Below are 17,000 nucleotides of genomic sequence, written 5' to 3'. Positions count from 1 at the left end.
GGAAACTTTAGGGGTAGCTGGCCAGAGACCAGCACTAGGGCATTCGTCGAATTCACGACAAAAATTCCTAATATACCGTTTAATTGTGAACCTGTGGTCTTGGTATGTAACTCATAGAACCTTCCGCCATGGAACCGGTGAACTGTAAGTATCGCCTTCTTAGATAGGGCGCTCTTAGATAGGCAAAAGCAAGGGACTACCGAGCAGATCATGCAGGGCGATCGCCAGAAGATAACACCGGCCAGCGACTCGGACTACCGGGCGCTGTTCATCGGTGATCAGGCAGAGAACGGCGCTTTTTTTGAGGAACTCTTGGGACAGCTCGTCGATGAGCACCTCGGTTGGCGGCAGTCTTTGCCGCCCTGCAAGGCGCTGTGCAGACCTCAGTGGTTCGGCGGTCCTGAACTACCCGCACAGCCTGGTAGCGCCTTAAAGGGGCATTTGTGAGCTTCTCACACGTCCTTTTCTCCCTGTGTCCATTACAGTCCTAGCTCGTGTCGAACGATGCTGCGGATGCGTTCTTCTTGCGCTTTGGCTGCTGTTCGTTCATCGTCCATCTCGTCCACGATCTGGCGGGCAATCGTCCTGCCAACGATTATCGATAGACGCTCAAAGGTTTCTGTGTATTCGTTAGGTTCCATTGCTTTGTCGGTGACGGTCGAAAACTGAGCCATTGTGACGGTTGAAAACTGAGCCACCCGTTCCAAACGATTGGGTGGGTGATCACAGTGGAGGATTGGGCGCTTATTCGGCGGTTGCATCTTGCCGAGGGTGAGTCGATGAGGTCGATAGCGGCACGGTTGGGGATCTCCAGGAATACCGTCGCGAAAGCTGTCAGTGCTGACGGTCCGCCGGCGTACGTCCGTGCGCCGCGGAACTCCGGGATCAAAGCTGTGGAACCGGCAATTCGTGCGCTGCTGCTGGAGAACCCGCGGATGCCGGCGACAGTATTGGCTGAGCGGGTGGGCTGGTCCGGATCGGCAGCCTGGTTCCGGGAGAACGTGGCCAGGATCCGGCCGGAATATGCCCCAGCTGATCCTGCAGACCGGGTTAGCTACGAGCCCGGGGACCAGGCGCAGTGCGACCTGTGGTTCCCTGAGGTCCGAATACCCGTTGGCGCCGGCAAAGCCAGGGTGCTGCCGGTACTGGTGATGGTCTCCTCCCATTCGAGGTTCATCATGGCCCGGATGATCCCGTCCCGGATGACCGGGGACCTGCTGGCCGGAATGTGGGAACTGCTCGGTGGATTGGGGGCTGTTCCGCGGCGGCTGATCTGGGACAACGAAACCGGCATCGGCCGCCGGAACAGTTACGCTGCCGGCGTTTCCGCGTTCGCCGGTGTCCTGGCCACCCGGGTCGTGCAGGTCAAACCCTACGACCCGGAAACCAAGGGCGTGGTCGAACGGGCCAACCAGTTCCTGGAGACGTCCTTCCTGCCGGGCCGAATCTTCACCTCGCCGGAAGACTTCAATAATCAGCTCGGGCAGTGGCTGCCGAAGGCTAACGCCCGGATGGTCAGGCGGATCGGCGCCCGGCCCACGGAGCTGCTCGCAGCGGACAAAGCAGCCATGCTGGCGCTGCCGCCGGTTCCACCGGTGACGGGATTCGTCGCGCGGGTCCGCCTGCCGAGGGACTACTACGTCAGGATGGGATCAAATGATTACTCCGTTCACCCGCAGGCCATCGGCCGGTTCGTCGACGTCACCGCGGACCTGACGACCGTCATGATCAGCCTGGACGGCAGATCCGTCGGCACCCACCCTCGGTCGTGGGGCTCCGGACTGACCATCACCGACCCGGCCCACGTCGAGGCGGCAAGGGCATTGCGGAAGGCCTTCCAAACCCCACCGCCCGCGGGCGAAACAACCGGGCTGCGGGACCTGGCGGACTACGACCGCGCCTTCGGTGTGGTCCTCGATGACGGGCAGGTCGCCTGATGGCCAACGTCAAAGAAACGACTGGCCAGATCGAGTACTACTCCCGGGCGATGAAGGCACCCCGGATCCGGGAAGCAGCAACCCGGCTCGCGGACCAGGCCCGTGAAGGAGGCTGGAGCCATGAGGAATACCTCGCCGCTGTCCTGTCCCGGGAAGTCGCAGCCAGAGAAGCCTCCGGCGCCGAGCTCAGGGCCCGGGCAGCTGGTTTCCCGGCCCGGAAATCACTCGAGGACTTCAACTTCGATCACCAACCCGGCCTCAAACGCGACACCATCGCGCACCTGGCCACCGGCGCGTTCCTCACCGAAGCGTCCAACATCGTCCTGCTCGGACCGCCCGGCACCGGCAAAACACACCTCGCCACCGGGCTGGGCTTACGAGCCACCCAGCTCGGTCACCGCGTCCTGTTCGCCACCGCCATCGACTGGGTCGCCCGGCTCCAGGCAGCCCACCAGAACGGCCGGCTGCCCCAAGAACTGGTCAGGCTACGCCGCTACGGACTGATCATCGTCGACGAAGTCGGCTACATCCCGTTCGAGCAGGACGCCGCGAACCTGTTCTTCCAACTGGTCTCATCGCGCTACGAACACGCCTCGCTGATCCTGACCTCAAATCTGCCCTTCGCCCGCTGGGGCGACGTCTTCGGCGACCAGGTCGTCGCGTCAGCCATGATCGACCGCATCGTCCACCACGCCGAAGTCATCACCCTCAAGGGCTCCAGCTACCGGCTCAAACACACTCAGGTCGACTCGCTGCCCTCGACAAGACCGGAAAATACGGCAGAATAACCAACGTCAAAGTGGCTCAGTTTTCAGCCCGCGAAATGGCTCACTTTTCGACCAGCGCTGACATGCTTCGCTCCTCGGCGATAGTTGTTGTGAGGGGCGTCATGCGGCAACGTCAGTGCGTCTTGGTGCTAGTGCCTAAGTGCAAAAACAATTTTTCTACTGTCTGGGTAACTGCAGGAGCAGGGACTAGAAGTATTGAAAAATTCCTGTTCATAAATGAAGCCGAATTGCACTTAGGCACTTGGAGGCTCTTCAGCCTTTATTTCTAAGGGTTTGCGCTAGTCACGCGCCTTGCACATCACTGCACTGTGGGTACAGTTTCTAGCTGCGTCAACAGGTCTCGGAAGTCAGTTGATCCACCGTCCTGTACAAGGTGCAGTTTTCGGGACTCCCTGTGTGCACTTTGGCGGACTCCCCATACACGCGCATGCCCATCGGAACGCTTGCCCTTGCGTTCGGCTGGCATGTGGTTGAACGCCTCAATGTCCTTGAGCCACTTCTTCTGAGTCGGCAGCTGCTCGCCGTTGTCGAAGCACCAACGGGAGAACATAGCGTATCCGTCCTTCGGAGTGATCATGTCCTTCATGTAGGCGTCGGGATCGATGACCAGTTCCCCGGAATCAACCATCTCCTTCAACCACATGAGGGCAGCGGACGACTCCACAACGTTCTCTTGGCTGCGTTTGCGGATCGACGTTGGAACCGGGATGTGTCCAAGCTTCAGGTACTCCCTGGCTCCATCCAGAATCCAGAACATGATGCCGGAACCTTCATGCTCAATCAGCTCCTGCACGAGGTTCTTGTTGCGCTGCATCGACTCGGGACTGAAAACGTGGTCAAAGCCAACGATGTTCATGCGTCCAACGATGGCGTCATCCGAGGTGTCAAACTCTGGAATGTGATTGGCGGCAATGTGAAGGACGCACTGCGCCTGCCATTCAACGCCGTCCTGACCCTTCTTGGAGGTTGTGATGGTGTCGCCACCTCCGGATAGGGCTTTGAGGAAGGCATCGTCGGTGCGCTGCTTCTGAGGCTCTGAGAGGTACAGGAAACGCTTGCCACGGGCCTTGTGCTGCTCAAAGTTAGTAGCGCCACCGTACTTCTGGACAATCGCGGTTGGCGGAAGCTCGCCGGCATAGGTTCCGAACACTTCACGGAGTACGTTGATGTAGGTGCTTTTGCCTGTGTGGGAGAGCCCTACCAACGTGACGATGTTCTTTGCGTCTCCGTGCCCCAGGAGAGCGGCGCCGGCAGCAATCCTGAGGTAGTCCTGAACCTCCTTGTCGGGGGTCCAGTCACTGAGGGCCTGGGCCCAACGAGTAGGCAGGGAAGCCGGGGCCGGCCACTGTCCGGACTGGCTGACGCCTAGGTGTCGGGATACGGGACGCTCGGGGCATGGCGCTAGCGGTTCTTCGTCAACGTTCTCAAGGTCAATCACGCGGCCATCGGACATGACGGCCCAACGTTGGTCATGGTCAAAGAAGTCTGGAGCCTGCTGAAACTCGTACCGGATCCGCGTCTTCAGGCTGTTGAGTCCACCGGCTGATCGGATGGACCTAGCGTATTTGTACAAATCGGCCATACCTTTGCGGCCAGCGGCCTTGTCCTCGTCGCTCATTGTTGAGTCCGCAAGGTACTTGGTCGCGTAGTCGGCAGTTTTCTTGAGTGCGTTTGCAAACTCGGTTGCCAAGTAGTCGTCCACAAGGTTCTTCTCATCCTTGGCGTGGATGATGCCATTCCAGATGAACCAGTCCCCGCTGTTTCTCGATGTGGGGATGAACGTCAGCTCGTGTTGGAAAATCTCAGCAAGGGTGGTGGCCGCGTCAAGGTCGGTCAGTGGGAGGCTCTCGGCCAGCCTGAAGTAGGCGGAGCTATCACTGAGGGTGTGCTGGCTCACTGATTCCGAGCGCCATCTTTCGATGGCAAGTTCAATGTTTTGTTGGATAGTGCTCATGTAGGTAATTCCTTTGTGATTGTGAGTTCAAGTGATCTCGATTCATGTTTGCTTTTGCTGTTTATGTTTAGCTTGGTGCTACAGCATGATAAAATATTTGCTGTAGGTAACCTTTCGGAACAGCCCTGGCGTGCTAGCGCTGGGGCTTTTCTGTTCCTTGTGTAGTCGCTGGTTTAGGGGTTCCACTCACAACCCACGTCGCTGGGAACGGTAAGGGCGACTTCTTCTTGTTGGGAGGCTCTATTCCTGGTTTTCTGCTTTCTCTAGTTGGGCAATTTCTTCGGTAATTCGGGCAATCTTGTGTTGTCGTGCCATCATTTCTTCCACGTGTGTCCTCGTGATGCGGTCAAGGGATCGGATCGTTGCCGTTCTGGACTGGCGAAGTAGCTCCAATTTGCTTCGCTCACGGCCCGCTCGTCTGCTCATAGCACATTCCTTCTGTTGTTGTTCCGTTCTTTATCAATTATAAACTAGAAAAATCTGCAATGCGCATAGCGATGCATTCATAATATGCCCGGCATGCGATTTAGTTGTAAACTTCCATAGACTATGAAAAAGCCCCTAGACGCACAAAAACCCCGAAATCACGGGGATTTCGAGGTCTTTGAATCAGCTTCTATCCTAGCATTTATCGACCGTTTATCCAAATTGGTCTTCTACATCAAGTCCACGCTGACCAACCAAACTCCACGCGCGCCACCAAAAAGGCCCCGCAACGGAAGTCGCGGGGCCCCTCATGGAGCGTCTTGGGAAACATCCTCCATCAGGACACCTTACGGCCAACGAACTTAACGGTGCTGTCGTCCCACCGTGCGCCCTTCTTCTGACCGTAGATGGTGATGGACTCCCATACGGTCGTTATCAACCGCCTGCGCTTCTCAAGGCTCAGCGCGTCCCAATCAAAAACCAATGCAATCTGCCCATTGTCGTCCGCTGTGGACTCGGCCAGTTCTTCAAGGGTTGGCATGCGGACCAACGAAACTTTCTCGAGCTCGGCTATCCGGTGTTCAATGTCGCGTAGCCGCGCCTCGTGGCGCTCTCGTGCCGGTCGTATTTCTGAAGGCCTGAGGCCCTCGTCAGCGGCCTCTTGCTGCCAGTCGGACCAATCCTTAAGCTCATGCGCCCTAGCCTCCCTAAGGGCCTTGAGAGCGTCCTTGTCAGCTTCCACTTCCTCATAGTCAGTGGACAGGAGCGCTTCAAGCGTCTTGAGGATTACGAGATTATCAGTCGGAACCAGCGACTTAGAGACATGTGTGTTGGCGCACCTGTACACGTACGCGAGCTTGATTACTCCGCTGCTGAGTTTTTTCCTTGTGGGGATGCCGTATGCCTTGCCTCCGCATTGGGCGCATGTGATGAGGCCGCTTAAGAGGTACTCGCGGTCGGTCTTCTTTGGCTTGGGCCTGCCCGGAGTGTTGAGCTTGGCAACTATGGCCTCCCACGTGTCGCGCTCCAGGACGGCGTCCCATTTGCCCTCAATCAGTTCTCCGTTGTGTTCCCGGAGGCCAGCTAGGCGCGGATGCAATAGGGTGCGCCTGAGGGGTTGCCGCCCCCACTCGCCGCCAAAGGTGGTCTTGATGCCGCGCTTGTTCAGGTAGTCGGCACCGGCTGAGATGGTCCCACCGTCAAGGACGGACTCAGCAACAGCGCGGATGGCGTCTGCCTCTTCCGAAACTTCCTTGCCTTCTAGTGTCAGACCAAAGGGCCTGCGCCCGCGCCAGTGGTCCTTACCGGCTTCCCTGTCCTGTGCAAAGCGGGCCTTTTGCCGGTCCGAGCGCTTGTCCAATTCATCCTGAGCAAACGCCGTCAGCACACGTGCCATGGTCCTGCCCTGCGAGGTCGTCAGGTCCAAGTCGCCGTCAACGGTTGCCACCATGAGAGCGGTCTGCTCTACGAGCGCAATGATGTGTTCAAGTTCTTTGGGAACGCGCCACAGCCGGTCGAGCTTCCAAGCGGAGATAGCGTCAAAGTCGCCGGCTGCGTAGTCGTCAAGCATCCGTTGGTATTCAGGACGCGGAACTTTACCCGATGCCGACGTGTCATTTTCAAGGTATTCAGGCCCGATCTCCCAGCCCTTGGCTTTGAGCATCTTGTGAATGCCCTTGCGCTGTCGTTCCACCGCGTGGCCTTCATCATCGGTACCGAGAGCCTTGTCCTTGGAGATGCGGAGGTAAACCGCGGAAGTGGTCATAGCAGGTTATGGTACCGCCAACTGGTACACCGTCCAGGGCTACCGTAATCTCGCCGGAACCCTGGGCTGCAGCATCAGGAAGGGCCAGCCGGTCATTGTGATCGGAAAGTTGAAGGTCCGCACCTGGGAAAAGGACGGACGCATGCACCACTCCACCATCGTGGACGCCGAGGCCGTGGGCCACGACCTGACCTTCGGATCCGCCAACTTCATCCGCACTGCTGCCAGGCCGGCGCTGTCCCTCGTCGAACATCCACCGGCAGGTGATGACGACCCGGGCATGGACGACGTCCTGGACGAACCGGACGACCGCAGGGACGACCTCCCCGAAGACCAGGGCCGGCCGGCCCTGGTTATCCAGGACAATGACGGCGCCCTGGCATCCCTTGACCTGGATACGGGGGAGCTCGCCGAAGTCTAGGCCAGCCCATCACGTATCAGCGTTCCCACCGGTCCCGGGCGGAGGGAGCGGCGGCACCCCCCCGGCCGCCCTCCGTCCGCCCGCTCATCCCGGAACCTCATTCATCCGGCGACCGAATTCATTCATCCGGGGACCGCCGCGTCCCGCCCGTCCTGCGACGGGCAGTCACGGCAGGCATGGCACAATGGCACCATGCTTCCCACCCCCAACCGCCGGCAGGGCAGTGCTGCAGGCGCAGTGCTGGCATGCGGTGTCCTGGCTGTTGTCCTCGCAGGCTGCGTTGCCGGCCCGTCCGCGAACGAACCGGGAGCCGGGAACCCGAACTCACCCACAGCGTCGCCGGCAGCGCCTGCCGCCACAAAGGAGCAGGCCGCCTCGGCATCCGGTGCATCCCCGCACGCCAACGGCTCAACAGGAGAACCGGTGGCCGCAACGTCGGCCGGTTCGTCGGCGGCGACCGCCACCGAAACAGTGAAACGGACGGTTACAGATACGCTGTCCACTCTGGCCGCAGGAACTCCGAAGCCGGCCACCGCGCAGGTCAGCGACGCGCTGACCGGAGCGGGCATCGCCCCGGGGGCCCTGCAGGTCTCGCAAAGCCGCACGCCCACAGGGCTGGAGGCTGACGCTATCGAAGCTGCCGTACTGCAGGGCAGGGACTGCGTGATCGGGCAGGTGCGCGAAGGCGCGGTTACCGTCACGGTCCTCCCGGTTCTGGCCAGCGGCAAGTGCTTCGTAGGATCCTGAACCCGCTGGCCTTCCCGCCGCAAATGTGAGATCTGCCCGCCAACCCACTAGATTTGAGACCATGGCGGAATTTATCTACACAATGACCAAGGCCCGCAAGGCCGTTGGCGAAAAACTCATTCTTGATGACGTAAGCATGTCTTTCTTCCCGGGCGCCAAGATTGGTGTTGTGGGCCCGAACGGTGCCGGTAAGTCCACCATCCTCAAGATCATGGCCGGGCTCGATACCCCCTCAAACGGTGAAGCCAGGCTGAGCCCCGGCTACAGCGTGGGCATCCTGCTTCAGGAGCCGCCCCTCAATGAGGAAAAGACGGTCCTGGGCAACGTCCAGGAAGGCGTTGGCGAGATCTACGGCAAGATCCAGCGCTTCAACGAGATCTCCGAGGAAATGGCCAGCCCGGACGCCGACTACGACACCCTCCTCGAAGAAATGGGCAAGCTCCAGGAAGCCATCGACGCCGCCGATGCCTGGGACCTCGATTCCCAGCTCGAACAGGCCATGGACGCCCTCCGCTGCCCGCCGGCTGACGCCGATGTCACCAACCTTTCCGGTGGTGAACGCCGCCGCGTTGCACTGTGCAAGCTCCTCCTGCAGAAGCCTGATCTGCTGCTCCTCGATGAGCCCACCAACCACCTGGACGCTGAAAGCGTGCTGTGGCTGGAACAGCACCTCTCCAGCTACCCCGGCGCTGTGCTGGCCGTCACCCACGACCGGTACTTCCTGGACCACGTGGCGGAATGGATCGCCGAGGTGGACCGCGGCCACCTGTATCCCTACGAAGGCAACTACTCCACCTACTTGGAGAAGAAGCGTGCCCGCCTTGAGATCCAGGGCAAGAAGGACGCCAAGCAGGCCAAACGCCTCGCCGAGGAACTCGACTGGGTCCGCTCCAATGCCAAAGGCCGCCAGACCAAGTCGAAGGCCCGCCTGGCCCGCTACGAGGAAATGGCTGCGGAAGCAGACCGGACCCGCAAGCTTGACTTCGAGGAAATCCAGATCCCGCCGGGACCCCGCCTGGGTGGCCTGGTCCTGGAGGCCAAGAACCTCCAGAAGGGCTTCGATGACCGCGTCCTGATCGACGGACTGTCCTTCACCCTTCCCCGCAACGGAATTGTGGGCGTCATCGGTCCCAACGGCGTGGGCAAGTCCACCCTGTTCAAGACCATTGTGGGCCTGGAGCCGCTCGACGGCGGTGAACTGAAGATCGGTGACTCGGTCAAAATCTCCTACGCCGACCAGAGCCGCGGTGGCATCGACCCCAACAAGACCCTGTGGGAGGTTGTGTCCGACGGACTCGACTTCATCCAGGTCGGCAACGTCGAAATGCCGTCCCGCGCCTATGTTGCCGCCTTCGGTTTCAAGGGCCCGGACCAGCAGAAGAAAGCCGGCGTGCTCTCCGGTGGTGAGCGCAACCGCCTCAACCTGGCACTGACGCTGAAGCAGGGCGGAAACCTGCTGCTCCTCGACGAGCCCACGAACGACCTCGACGTCGAAACCCTCAGCAGCCTGGAAAACGCGCTGCTCGAGTTCCCCGGCTGCGCCGTGGTGGTGTCGCACGACCGGTGGTTCCTGGACCGCGTTGCCACCCACATCCTGGCCTATGAAGGCGACGACGAGAACCCCTCCAAGTGGTACTGGTTCGAGGGCAACTTCGAATCCTACGAGGAAAACAAGGTGGACCGCCTCGGCCCCGATGCCGCCAAGCCGCACCGGGTCACCCACCGCCGCCTGACCCGCGACTAGCGGCGGGCCGCTTCGTATCCAAGCAGGCAAAGGAAGGCCGGCACCGCGCGTGATGACGTCACGCACGGTGCCGGCCTCTTTTTGTGGGAAGTGAAATCGCTGGCGCCGTCCTCTGAAGCTGTCTCAGCAGTGCGGTCGGGACCGCTGCCGCGGTGGGTGGCCGGCAGCCCAAAGGGCTCCTGCGGCGCCTCTCAGTGGTCCGGGGCGGTGGGGATCCGCACCATGCCTTCCTGGGCCACCGACGCCACATGCTGCCCGTCCCGGCTGAAGATCCTGCCGGTAGCCAGGCCGCGTGCTCCCTGAGCACTGGGGGATTCCTGGACGTAGAGCAGCCATTCGTCCACCCGGGCCGGACGGTGCCACCACATGGCGTGGTCAAGGCTGGCAACATTCATGCCAGGGGTGATCCAGCTCAGGCCATGCCGCCGGAGGATCGGTTCGAGGAGGGTGTAGTCGCTGGCGTAGGCCAGGGCGGCGCGGTGCAGGTTGGGGTTCTCCGGCATTGGTCCGAATGTCTTCATCCACACGGCGTTGCGGGCTTCCCGTGGCCCGGTTGCCGACACGTAGAGCGGCGGGTCGACATGCCGGATGTCGAAGGGGCGCTCGTAGGCCCAGTGCCGGGCCACCGGGTGGTCGAATTTGCCGAGCAGGTCAGCGGTGCTGGGCAGCGATTCAGGATCCGGAATACCGGCCGGCATCGCCGCCGAGTGCTCGATTCCTTCGTCCCCGCCCTGGAACGAGGCAATCATGGACAGGATGGGCACCCCGTCCTGGTACGCGTGCACCCGCCTGGCGGAGAATGACCGGCCATCACGGAGCCGCTGCACTCCAAAGGTGATGGGCTTGTTGGCATCGCCGGGCCGCAGGAAGTATCCATGCATGGAGTGGACGAACCGTTCCGGATCAACGGTGCGGATGGACGCGACCAGCGACTGGGCCAGCACCTGGCCGCCAAACACGCGGTGGTGCGGCTGCTGCTGCGAGGGACCCAGGAAGATGTCCTCGTCCGTCCGCGCGCCCTCAAGTTCGCCAAGGTCCAGCAGTTCGATCAGCGATGAGGTGGGGTCTCCGCTTGGCGGCGCCAGCAATCCGGCTTCGGCTTCAGTCATGGTCCGACTCTAGACGGCGCCCGGGGAACCACTCAACCGCGGCGCAGCCGGTAGTGTTTTAGGTGTGTCTGATCTTCTCACCTCGTCCTTCCGCTTCGCCGATCCCCGGGATCTGGCCGACCTGAAGACGTTCGCCACCCGCGCAAAAGCCATCGACGACGGCGCCATCCGCCTGCAGGCCGCGGGGCCGGTCCTGGCCGCCTATGTGTGTGTCCTGCGGCCACGGGTCCTTGGGGAAGCGACGCCCACCATCCTGGGGCTTCGCACCATGGCCCTGGCGGAACCGTCCGGCACGGACGTCACGGTGTCGTTGTCCGCCGTCCTGGACCGCCTGGCGCGGTCGGGGGAACACGACGTCGAACTGCCGGTCCCGCCCACCAGGGTCACCGAGTCCTGGACCGGGGTGGGAGCGCCCCGGGGCGGCTGGGAACTGCTGGGCGCCGTCAGCGACGCCAGCCTGAAGGCAGCGGCGGAAGCGGGGATCGCCGAAGTGGCCGGCATCGTGCCGGACAAGCCGGGGGCCCTGATCGTGAACAACGCCCGGGCGGCGGTGTGGGGGCGGGCACTGGACGACGCCGGCCTGCCCGCCGGTGCTGCCTTCGCCGCCTTCGCGCTGGGCTTCCTGGGCGACGGCGACCAGAAGCTTTACCGTGCCGGCCGCTGGTTCCGGCTTACTGGCCCCCGCGGACACGTCCTGGCGCGGACAGGCAGCGCACTGCTGTAACAGCCGCCTTCCCGGCGGAAGCCTGTGTGGCCCTGGCGGGCCTCAGGCTCCGGAGGGGCTGTTCACCATGGACAGCGCCGCACGCTCCATGTATTCCCACAAGGTGCCTTCATAGAGCGGCGGCAGCTCAAGCGCGTCCACGGCGGTGCGCATGTGAAACAGCCAGCGGTCCTTCGCCTCGGGCGTCACCTTGAAGGGCATGTGCCTCATGCGCAGGCGCGGATGTCCCCGTTCCTCGCCGTACGTTGTGGGCCCGCCCCAGTACTGCTCGAGGAACATCAGGAACCGGCGCTTCGCCGGAACCAGGTCCTCCTCCGGGTACATGGGCCGCAGGACCGGGTCCGTTGCCACGCCGTCGTAGAAAACGTCGATCAGCTTGACGAACGTTTCGTGGCCGCCCACGGCGTCATAGAAGCTGTCCGTGTACGCCGGCTTGCTGAAGGGATCGTTCTGCATCAGCTGGGGCCGCTGCCCGGGGCGCGGTTCGATGGGAAGCGACATGCTACTCTCCGGCTTTCTGGTCTGTCTTCTTGTCGTCGGCGTGTGCCGAGCCCTGGTCGGTGGTGCCGTCTTCCGATTCGTGCAGCGGGACGTACCGCCCCTGGGACCGGTTGCCCACGCGCAGGATCTCCCCGTTGCGCAGGTACCAGATGGCGCCGTCGTCGGACCGGACCCGGGTGATGCGCAGTCCCATGGACTCCACGACACCCACCACTTCGCTGGTTTCGATCACATCACCGATGCCGTACTGGTCTTCAATGGTAATAAAGATGCCGGCCAGGAAGTCGCGGATCAGCTGCTGGGCGCCGAAACCGATGGCGACACCGAGGATCCCGACGCTTGTCAGCAGCGGGGCAATGTTGATGTCCAGGTTCTGCAGCACGTACATGCCGGTGATGACCACCACCAGGACGCCCACAATGCTGTTAAGGAGCGAACCGATTGTTTCGGCGCGCTGGACGCGCCGTTCGTGGTCCAGCGCGCGAAAAGCCGGAGCGGCCCATTTGAAGGTGGGCTTCTTGAAGAAGTTGCTTCCCGAAGCCACCCGCTTGGTGATGCGGGAGATGATGAACGTGGCCACGAGCCAGATGGCGACCCCGATGCCAAGGCTGATGACGATGCCGGGAATGCTCACCCCGCTTGGCTGGCTGGTGGCAGGGGGAAGGATGGACAACATGCTGACCATGAATGGATATAGCTCCTCGGAATAATGCTCTGTTCCCTTTCAACCCTAGCGCCGTAGCGTGGAGCAATGCGCATCCTCATCCTCGGCGGCACAGCCTTCCTTTCACGCGAAATTGCCAGGCAGGCGGTCGCCGCCGGCCATGGCGTGACATGCCTGGCCCGGGGGACAACGGCCGAACCGCCGTCCGGCGCGGCATGGGTGAGGGCGGACCGGTCCACCGGGGCTGCGGCGTATGCCCAGGTGAAGGGGGAGTGGGACGCCGTCGTTGAGGTGGCGCGTGACCCCGGACCTGCCCGGGACGCCCTTGGAGAGCTGGCCGGCAGATCGGCGCACTGGACCTTCGTCTCGAGCTGCTCGGTCTACTCTGACCACTCCGTTCCGGACGCGGCGGAAGATGCGGCGCTCCTTCCGGCGCTTCCCTTCGGGACGCCGTCCACTCCGGAGACCTACGGCGAATCCAAGGCGGCCATCGAGGAAGCAACCCTGGAGGCCGCCGGAGGGCGGGCGCACATTTGCCGCGCGGGGCTGGTCAGCGGCCCGGGTGACCACACCGACCGCTACGGCTACTGGCCGGCGCGCTTCGCCAGGACCTCCGGGCCGGTGGTGGCTCCGGACATCGGCCGCCGGCCCACACAGGTCATCGACGTGCGGGACCTGGCCGCCTGGATCCTGCTCGCGGCCGAACGACGGACCACCGGTGCGCTGAACGCCGGCGGGGACCAGGTGCCCTTTGCCGATCTTCTCACCGCCTGCCGCGAATCATCTGCAGGCAACCGGGCCACCATCATTGCCGGTGAAGACTGGCTGGTGGAGCAGGGAGTCAACTACTGGTCCGGGCCGGATTCGCTGCCGCTCTGGCTTCCGCCCCGCCACGAGGGCTTCATGGCCCGCAGCAACCGGGCAGCCAGGGCCGCAGGAATGGTGCTGCGGCCCTGGCGGGAAACCGTGGCGGACACGCTGGACGATGAGCGCGCCCGCGGGATTGACCGGCCCCGCAAGGCCGGCCTTCCGCCAGCCACCGAGGAACGCCTTGTGGACTTGCTCAGTAACGGAGGCGGAGCTTAGCCCACCATCGTCACGGGCAGGTGCTCCACCGGGAAGTTCACGCTGCGGGCAATGAAGCACACCTGGTTCGCCTCGTGGTGCAGGGAGGCTGCCAGCTCCGCCTGCCCGGGGTCGGCCACCGTCACATGCGGATTCAGGACCACCCGCTCGAACTGCCCGCTGCCGTCCCGGTTGAGCCGCATCATCCCGGTGGCCTCGTCCCGGTAATCCGTCACCACCACACCGTGCTTCACCGCCACGTGCAGGTAGGACAGCATGTGGCACTGTGCCAGCGCAGCCAGGAGCAGCTGCTCGGGGTTGTAGCGTTCGCGGTCGCCATGGAAGGTCGGATCCGCCGACCCCTTCAGCGGCGGCAGGCCCGGAATGAGCACGTCATGGTCCCGGGAATAGCTCCGGTACGACGACGTGCCGTCACCCCGGTTGCCGGTCCACTGGACCGTCAGCGCATACCCGTGTTCGTTCAGGCTCACTCGGGGCTGCCCTCCGCCGCGGCGTCGGCGGCCCGGGCACGCAGGGCGCGCGCCACGCCGTCGCGGTTTTCCAGCATCATGCGCCGCAGTGCCGCGCTCTCCGGCGGCAGCGAGGCAAGGAAGCCGTCGGTCCGGTCGATGGTGGCCTGCGAGGTGAGCAGTGCGGGATAAAGCCCGACGACGATCTGCTGGGCGAGTGCGTGGGTCCTGGTGGCCACGATGCCCGGCACGGCCGCGAAGTACTTTTCCGAGTACGGCTCCAGCAGCGAACGGTCCAGCACCCGCATGAATCCGGTCACGGCCGATCCCTGCAGCGCGTTGGACAGCTCGCCCTTGACCACGATGGATTCCCAGGCCGCCGCCTTCGCCTCGGGGGTGGGGATGGCCGCCTTGGCCAGGGCCGCGGCGTTCTGGCCGCTGGATGTGTTGTCCCGCTGGAGCTCGGTATCGATGCCGTCCTGCCCCATCCTGCCGCCGGCCACCAGCGACGCCACCAGTTCCCAGCGCAGGTCCTGGTCAACGGTGAGCCCGTCAAGGACGGCCGAACCGTCCAGCAGGCCGGCCACCCGGTCCAGCTGGGAGGCGCTGCGAGCCAGGAGCGCGAAGGACTTGACGAACTGCAGCTGAGCGTCCGAGCCGCCCGGAACCTTCGATGCCAGGTCCCACAGCCGGTCCACGGCAGACACTGCGGTGGCTTCGCGGTGTTCCTCGGCCACGTAGAAGTTCAGGGTGGTGGCCAGCTGGCGGAGCTGGACCAGGATCACGGAGGAGTCCGTCTCCGCGGCCACATTGGACAGGATCAGCTCAACGTACTTTCGCGCCGGGGTCTCACCGTCCCGGGCAGCGTCCCACGCGGAGTTCCACACCAGGGTCCGCGGCAGGCTGTCGGCGAAATCTTTCAGGTGGGCGGTGGCGGTGGCCAGCGACTTCGGATCGAGCCGTACCTTGGCGTAGGCGAGGTCGTCGTCGTTGATGAGGATCAGGTCCGGCTGGTCCAGGCCGGTCAGTGCCGGCACCTCGGTGCGTTCGCCGTCGACATCCAGCTCCTCCCGGTGCACCCGGGTGAGCCTGCCGCCGTCCAGGTTGTAGAAGCCCACGGCGAGGCGGTGCGGCCGGATGGTGGGCCACTCGGGCACCGCCGACTGAAGGATGGCGAAAGAGCGCAGCTTGCCGTCGGCGTCAACGTCCAGCTCGGGGGCCAGGGTGTTGACGCCCGCGGTCTCCAGCCACTGCCGGCCCCAGTCGTCCAGGTCGCGGCCGCTGGCCTTCTCCAGCTCCACCAGCAGGTCGCGCAGCTCGGTGTTGTGCCAGGAATGCTTGGCGAAGTACTCCCTGACCCCGGCCATGAACTGTTCCGGCCCAACCCAGGCCACCAGTTGCCGGAGCACCGAGGCGCCCTTGGCGTACGTGATGCCGTCGAAGTTGACCTCCACGTCCTGCAGGTCTTTGATCTCGGCGAAGATGGGGTGGGTGGTGGGCAGCTGGTCCTGCCGGTAGGCCCAGGACTTCTCCACGGAAGCGAAAGTGGTCCAGGCACTGGTGAACGAGGTGGCTTCCACCGCGGCCAGGTGGGACATGTACTCCGCGAAGGATTCGTTGAGCCACAGGTCGTTCCACCAGCGCATGGTCACCAGGTCGCCGAACCACATGTGCGCCAGTTCGTGGAGCACGGTGATGGCGCGGCGCTCGATCTGGGCGCCGGTGACCTTGCTGCGGAAGACGTAACCCTCCAGGATGGTCACGGCCCCGGCGTTCTCCATGGCCCCGGCGTTGAACTCGGGGACGAACAGCTGGTCATACTTCTCGAACGGGTAGGGGCATCCGAACTGCGCCTCGAAGAATCCGAAGCCCTGCCGCGTCAGTTCGAAGATGTTGTCCGCGTCCAGGTACTGCATCAGCGACTTGCGGGCAAAGACGCCAAGCGGAATGACGCGGCCGTCCGAGCTGGTGACCTCGCTGCGGACCGACTGGTACGGTCCGGCGATCAGTGCGGTGACGTAGGAGGACAGCCGGGGCGTCGGGGCAAACGTCCAGACCGACCTGCCGCTCCCGTCCTCCGCGGCGCCGGCCTCCACGGGGTCCGGGGTGGGGGAGTTGGAAATGACATCCCAGTGGGACGGTGCCGTGACGGTGAAGGCGAAGGTTGCCTTCAGGTCCGGCTGTTCGAAGACCGTGAACATCCGGCGGGAGTCGGGAACCTCGAACTGTGTGTAGAGGTAGACCTCGTTGTCCACCGGGTCCACGAACCGGTGCAGGCCCTCACCGGTGTTCATGTAGGGCATCTCTGCCACCACGGTCAGCTCGTTGTGCTCCGCCAGGTCCGGCAGCTGGATCCGCACGCCGTCGGCCACGGTTGCGGGGTCGAGGCTGCGGCCGTTGAGGGTGACGCTGTGAACGGTGCGGGTCACGGCGTCGATGAAGCTGGCCGCTCCGGGCGCCGCGGCGAATTTCACGGTAGTGGTACTGCCAAAGACCTCTCCGCCGCGGGTCAGGTCCAGGCTGACATCGTAGGACTCGACGGTGATCAGTTCGGCGCGCTCACGGGCTTCGGCGCGCGTCAGGTTCATGCCTGGCAAAGGAGGTCCTCCAGAGAAGTTTCGGCTGCCGTCCGGTGGTCCCGGTACGGGCACTGTGTTGCATTCTTTCATCCTTGGGGTCCTTGGC

16 protein-coding genes are annotated in these 17,000 nt (G+C 63.3%); 8 read left to right on the top strand and 8 right to left on the bottom strand.

Annotated features, from left to right (window positions below):
- The first annotated feature begins 210 nt into the window (after positions 1 to 210).
- Positions 211 to 447: a hypothetical protein gene (locus ACTJK0_RS13185; RefSeq protein WP_440745467.1), complete on the top strand. Its 237-nt coding sequence runs from the start codon at positions 211 to 213 to the stop codon at positions 445 to 447.
- A 32-nt stretch (positions 448 to 479) separates the two neighbouring features.
- Here the strand turns inward: ACTJK0_RS13185 and ACTJK0_RS13180 are convergent, their stop codons facing one another.
- On the bottom strand, positions 480 to 674 hold the full coding sequence (locus tag ACTJK0_RS13180) for a hypothetical protein (RefSeq protein WP_440745466.1): 195 nt from the start codon (positions 672 to 674) through the stop codon (positions 480 to 482).
- A 45-nt stretch (positions 675 to 719) separates the two neighbouring features.
- Between ACTJK0_RS13180 and istA the strand changes: the two genes are divergently transcribed.
- The gene (gene istA, locus ACTJK0_RS13175; RefSeq protein WP_440745465.1) at positions 720 to 1,937 is read left to right on the top strand and encodes an IS21 family transposase; all 1,218 of its coding nucleotides are present in this window, start codon (positions 720 to 722) and stop codon (positions 1,935 to 1,937) included.
- Positions 1,937 to 2,725 (top strand): IS21-like element helper ATPase IstB, encoded by a 789-nt coding sequence (gene istB, locus ACTJK0_RS13170; RefSeq protein WP_440745464.1) that lies wholly within the window; start codon positions 1,937 to 1,939, stop codon positions 2,723 to 2,725. Before istA ends, istB begins: the two co-directional genes overlap by 1 nt.
- A 298-nt stretch (positions 2,726 to 3,023) precedes the next feature.
- Here the strand turns inward: istB and ACTJK0_RS13165 are convergent, their stop codons facing one another.
- Positions 3,024 to 4,679 carry a DNA primase family protein gene (locus tag ACTJK0_RS13165; protein ID WP_440745463.1) on the bottom strand — a complete coding sequence of 552 codons (1,656 nt, stop codon included), beginning with the start codon at positions 4,677 to 4,679 and terminating at the stop codon, positions 3,024 to 3,026.
- Positions 4,680 to 5,442: 763 nt separating this feature from the next.
- On the bottom strand, positions 5,443 to 6,870 hold the full coding sequence (locus ACTJK0_RS13160; protein ID WP_440745462.1) for a recombinase family protein: 1,428 nt from the start codon (positions 6,868 to 6,870) through the stop codon (positions 5,443 to 5,445).
- Here ACTJK0_RS13160 and ACTJK0_RS13155 point away from each other — a divergent pair.
- From ACTJK0_RS13155 to ettA, 3 genes are all read left to right on the top strand, one after another.
- On the top strand, positions 6,863 to 7,291 hold the full coding sequence (locus ACTJK0_RS13155; protein ID WP_440745461.1) for a single-stranded DNA-binding protein: 429 nt from the start codon (positions 6,863 to 6,865) through the stop codon (positions 7,289 to 7,291). The two genes, ACTJK0_RS13160 and ACTJK0_RS13155, sit on opposite strands and share 8 nt — an antisense overlap.
- 192 nt (positions 7,292 to 7,483) lie before the next feature.
- Positions 7,484 to 8,038, top strand: a complete 555-nt coding sequence (locus ACTJK0_RS13150; RefSeq protein ID WP_440745460.1) for a DUF6993 domain-containing protein — start codon at positions 7,484 to 7,486, stop codon at positions 8,036 to 8,038.
- A gap of 61 nt (positions 8,039 to 8,099) precedes the next feature.
- Positions 8,100 to 9,782, top strand: a complete 1,683-nt coding sequence (gene ettA / locus ACTJK0_RS13145; protein ID WP_110540892.1) for an energy-dependent translational throttle protein EttA — start codon at positions 8,100 to 8,102, stop codon at positions 9,780 to 9,782.
- Positions 9,783 to 9,973: 191 nt separating this feature from the next.
- On the opposite strand, the gene ACTJK0_RS13140 is transcribed toward ettA, so the two are convergent.
- Complete coding sequence (locus ACTJK0_RS13140; RefSeq protein ID WP_440745459.1) at positions 9,974 to 10,891, bottom strand: acyl-CoA thioesterase; 918 nt, start codon at positions 10,889 to 10,891, stop codon at positions 9,974 to 9,976.
- A 64-nt stretch (positions 10,892 to 10,955) separates the two neighbouring features.
- On the opposite strand from ACTJK0_RS13140, the gene ACTJK0_RS13135 reads away from it, so the two are divergent.
- Positions 10,956 to 11,615: a hypothetical protein gene (locus ACTJK0_RS13135; RefSeq protein WP_440745458.1), complete on the top strand. Its 660-nt coding sequence runs from the start codon at positions 10,956 to 10,958 to the stop codon at positions 11,613 to 11,615.
- A 42-nt stretch (positions 11,616 to 11,657) separates the two neighbouring features.
- Here ACTJK0_RS13135 and ACTJK0_RS13130 read toward each other — a convergent pair whose 3' ends face one another.
- Positions 11,658 to 12,116, bottom strand: a complete 459-nt coding sequence (locus ACTJK0_RS13130; RefSeq protein WP_110540889.1) for a globin — start codon at positions 12,114 to 12,116, stop codon at positions 11,658 to 11,660.
- Between the two features lies 1 nt (position 12,117).
- Complete coding sequence (locus tag ACTJK0_RS13125; protein WP_110540888.1) at positions 12,118 to 12,801, bottom strand: mechanosensitive ion channel domain-containing protein; 684 nt, start codon at positions 12,799 to 12,801, stop codon at positions 12,118 to 12,120.
- 66 nt (positions 12,802 to 12,867) lie between these two features.
- On the opposite strand from ACTJK0_RS13125, the gene ACTJK0_RS13120 reads away from it, so the two are divergent.
- Entirely contained in the window at positions 12,868 to 13,866 is a 999-nt protein-coding gene (locus ACTJK0_RS13120; protein ID WP_110540887.1) for an NAD-dependent epimerase/dehydratase family protein, read from the top strand.
- Here the strand turns inward: ACTJK0_RS13120 and ACTJK0_RS13115 are convergent.
- Positions 13,863 to 14,336: an OsmC family protein gene (locus tag ACTJK0_RS13115; protein ID WP_440745457.1), complete on the bottom strand. Its 474-nt coding sequence runs from the start codon at positions 14,334 to 14,336 to the stop codon at positions 13,863 to 13,865. The two genes, ACTJK0_RS13120 and ACTJK0_RS13115, sit on opposite strands and share 4 nt — an antisense overlap.
- Positions 14,333 to 16,903, bottom strand: a complete 2,571-nt coding sequence (pepN, locus tag ACTJK0_RS13110) for an aminopeptidase N (RefSeq protein WP_440745456.1) — start codon at positions 16,901 to 16,903, stop codon at positions 14,333 to 14,335. The genes ACTJK0_RS13115 and pepN overlap by 4 nt, the downstream gene beginning before the upstream one ends.
- Between the last annotated feature and the right edge of the window lie 97 nt (positions 16,904 to 17,000).

The organism is Paenarthrobacter sp. 22069 (assembly GCF_052046035.1).
Taxonomy (GTDB): Bacteria; Actinomycetota; Actinomycetes; order Actinomycetales; family Micrococcaceae; genus Arthrobacter.
Note: the sequence above shows the minus strand (reverse complement) of the source record. Positions and strands in the feature narration are given on the sequence as shown.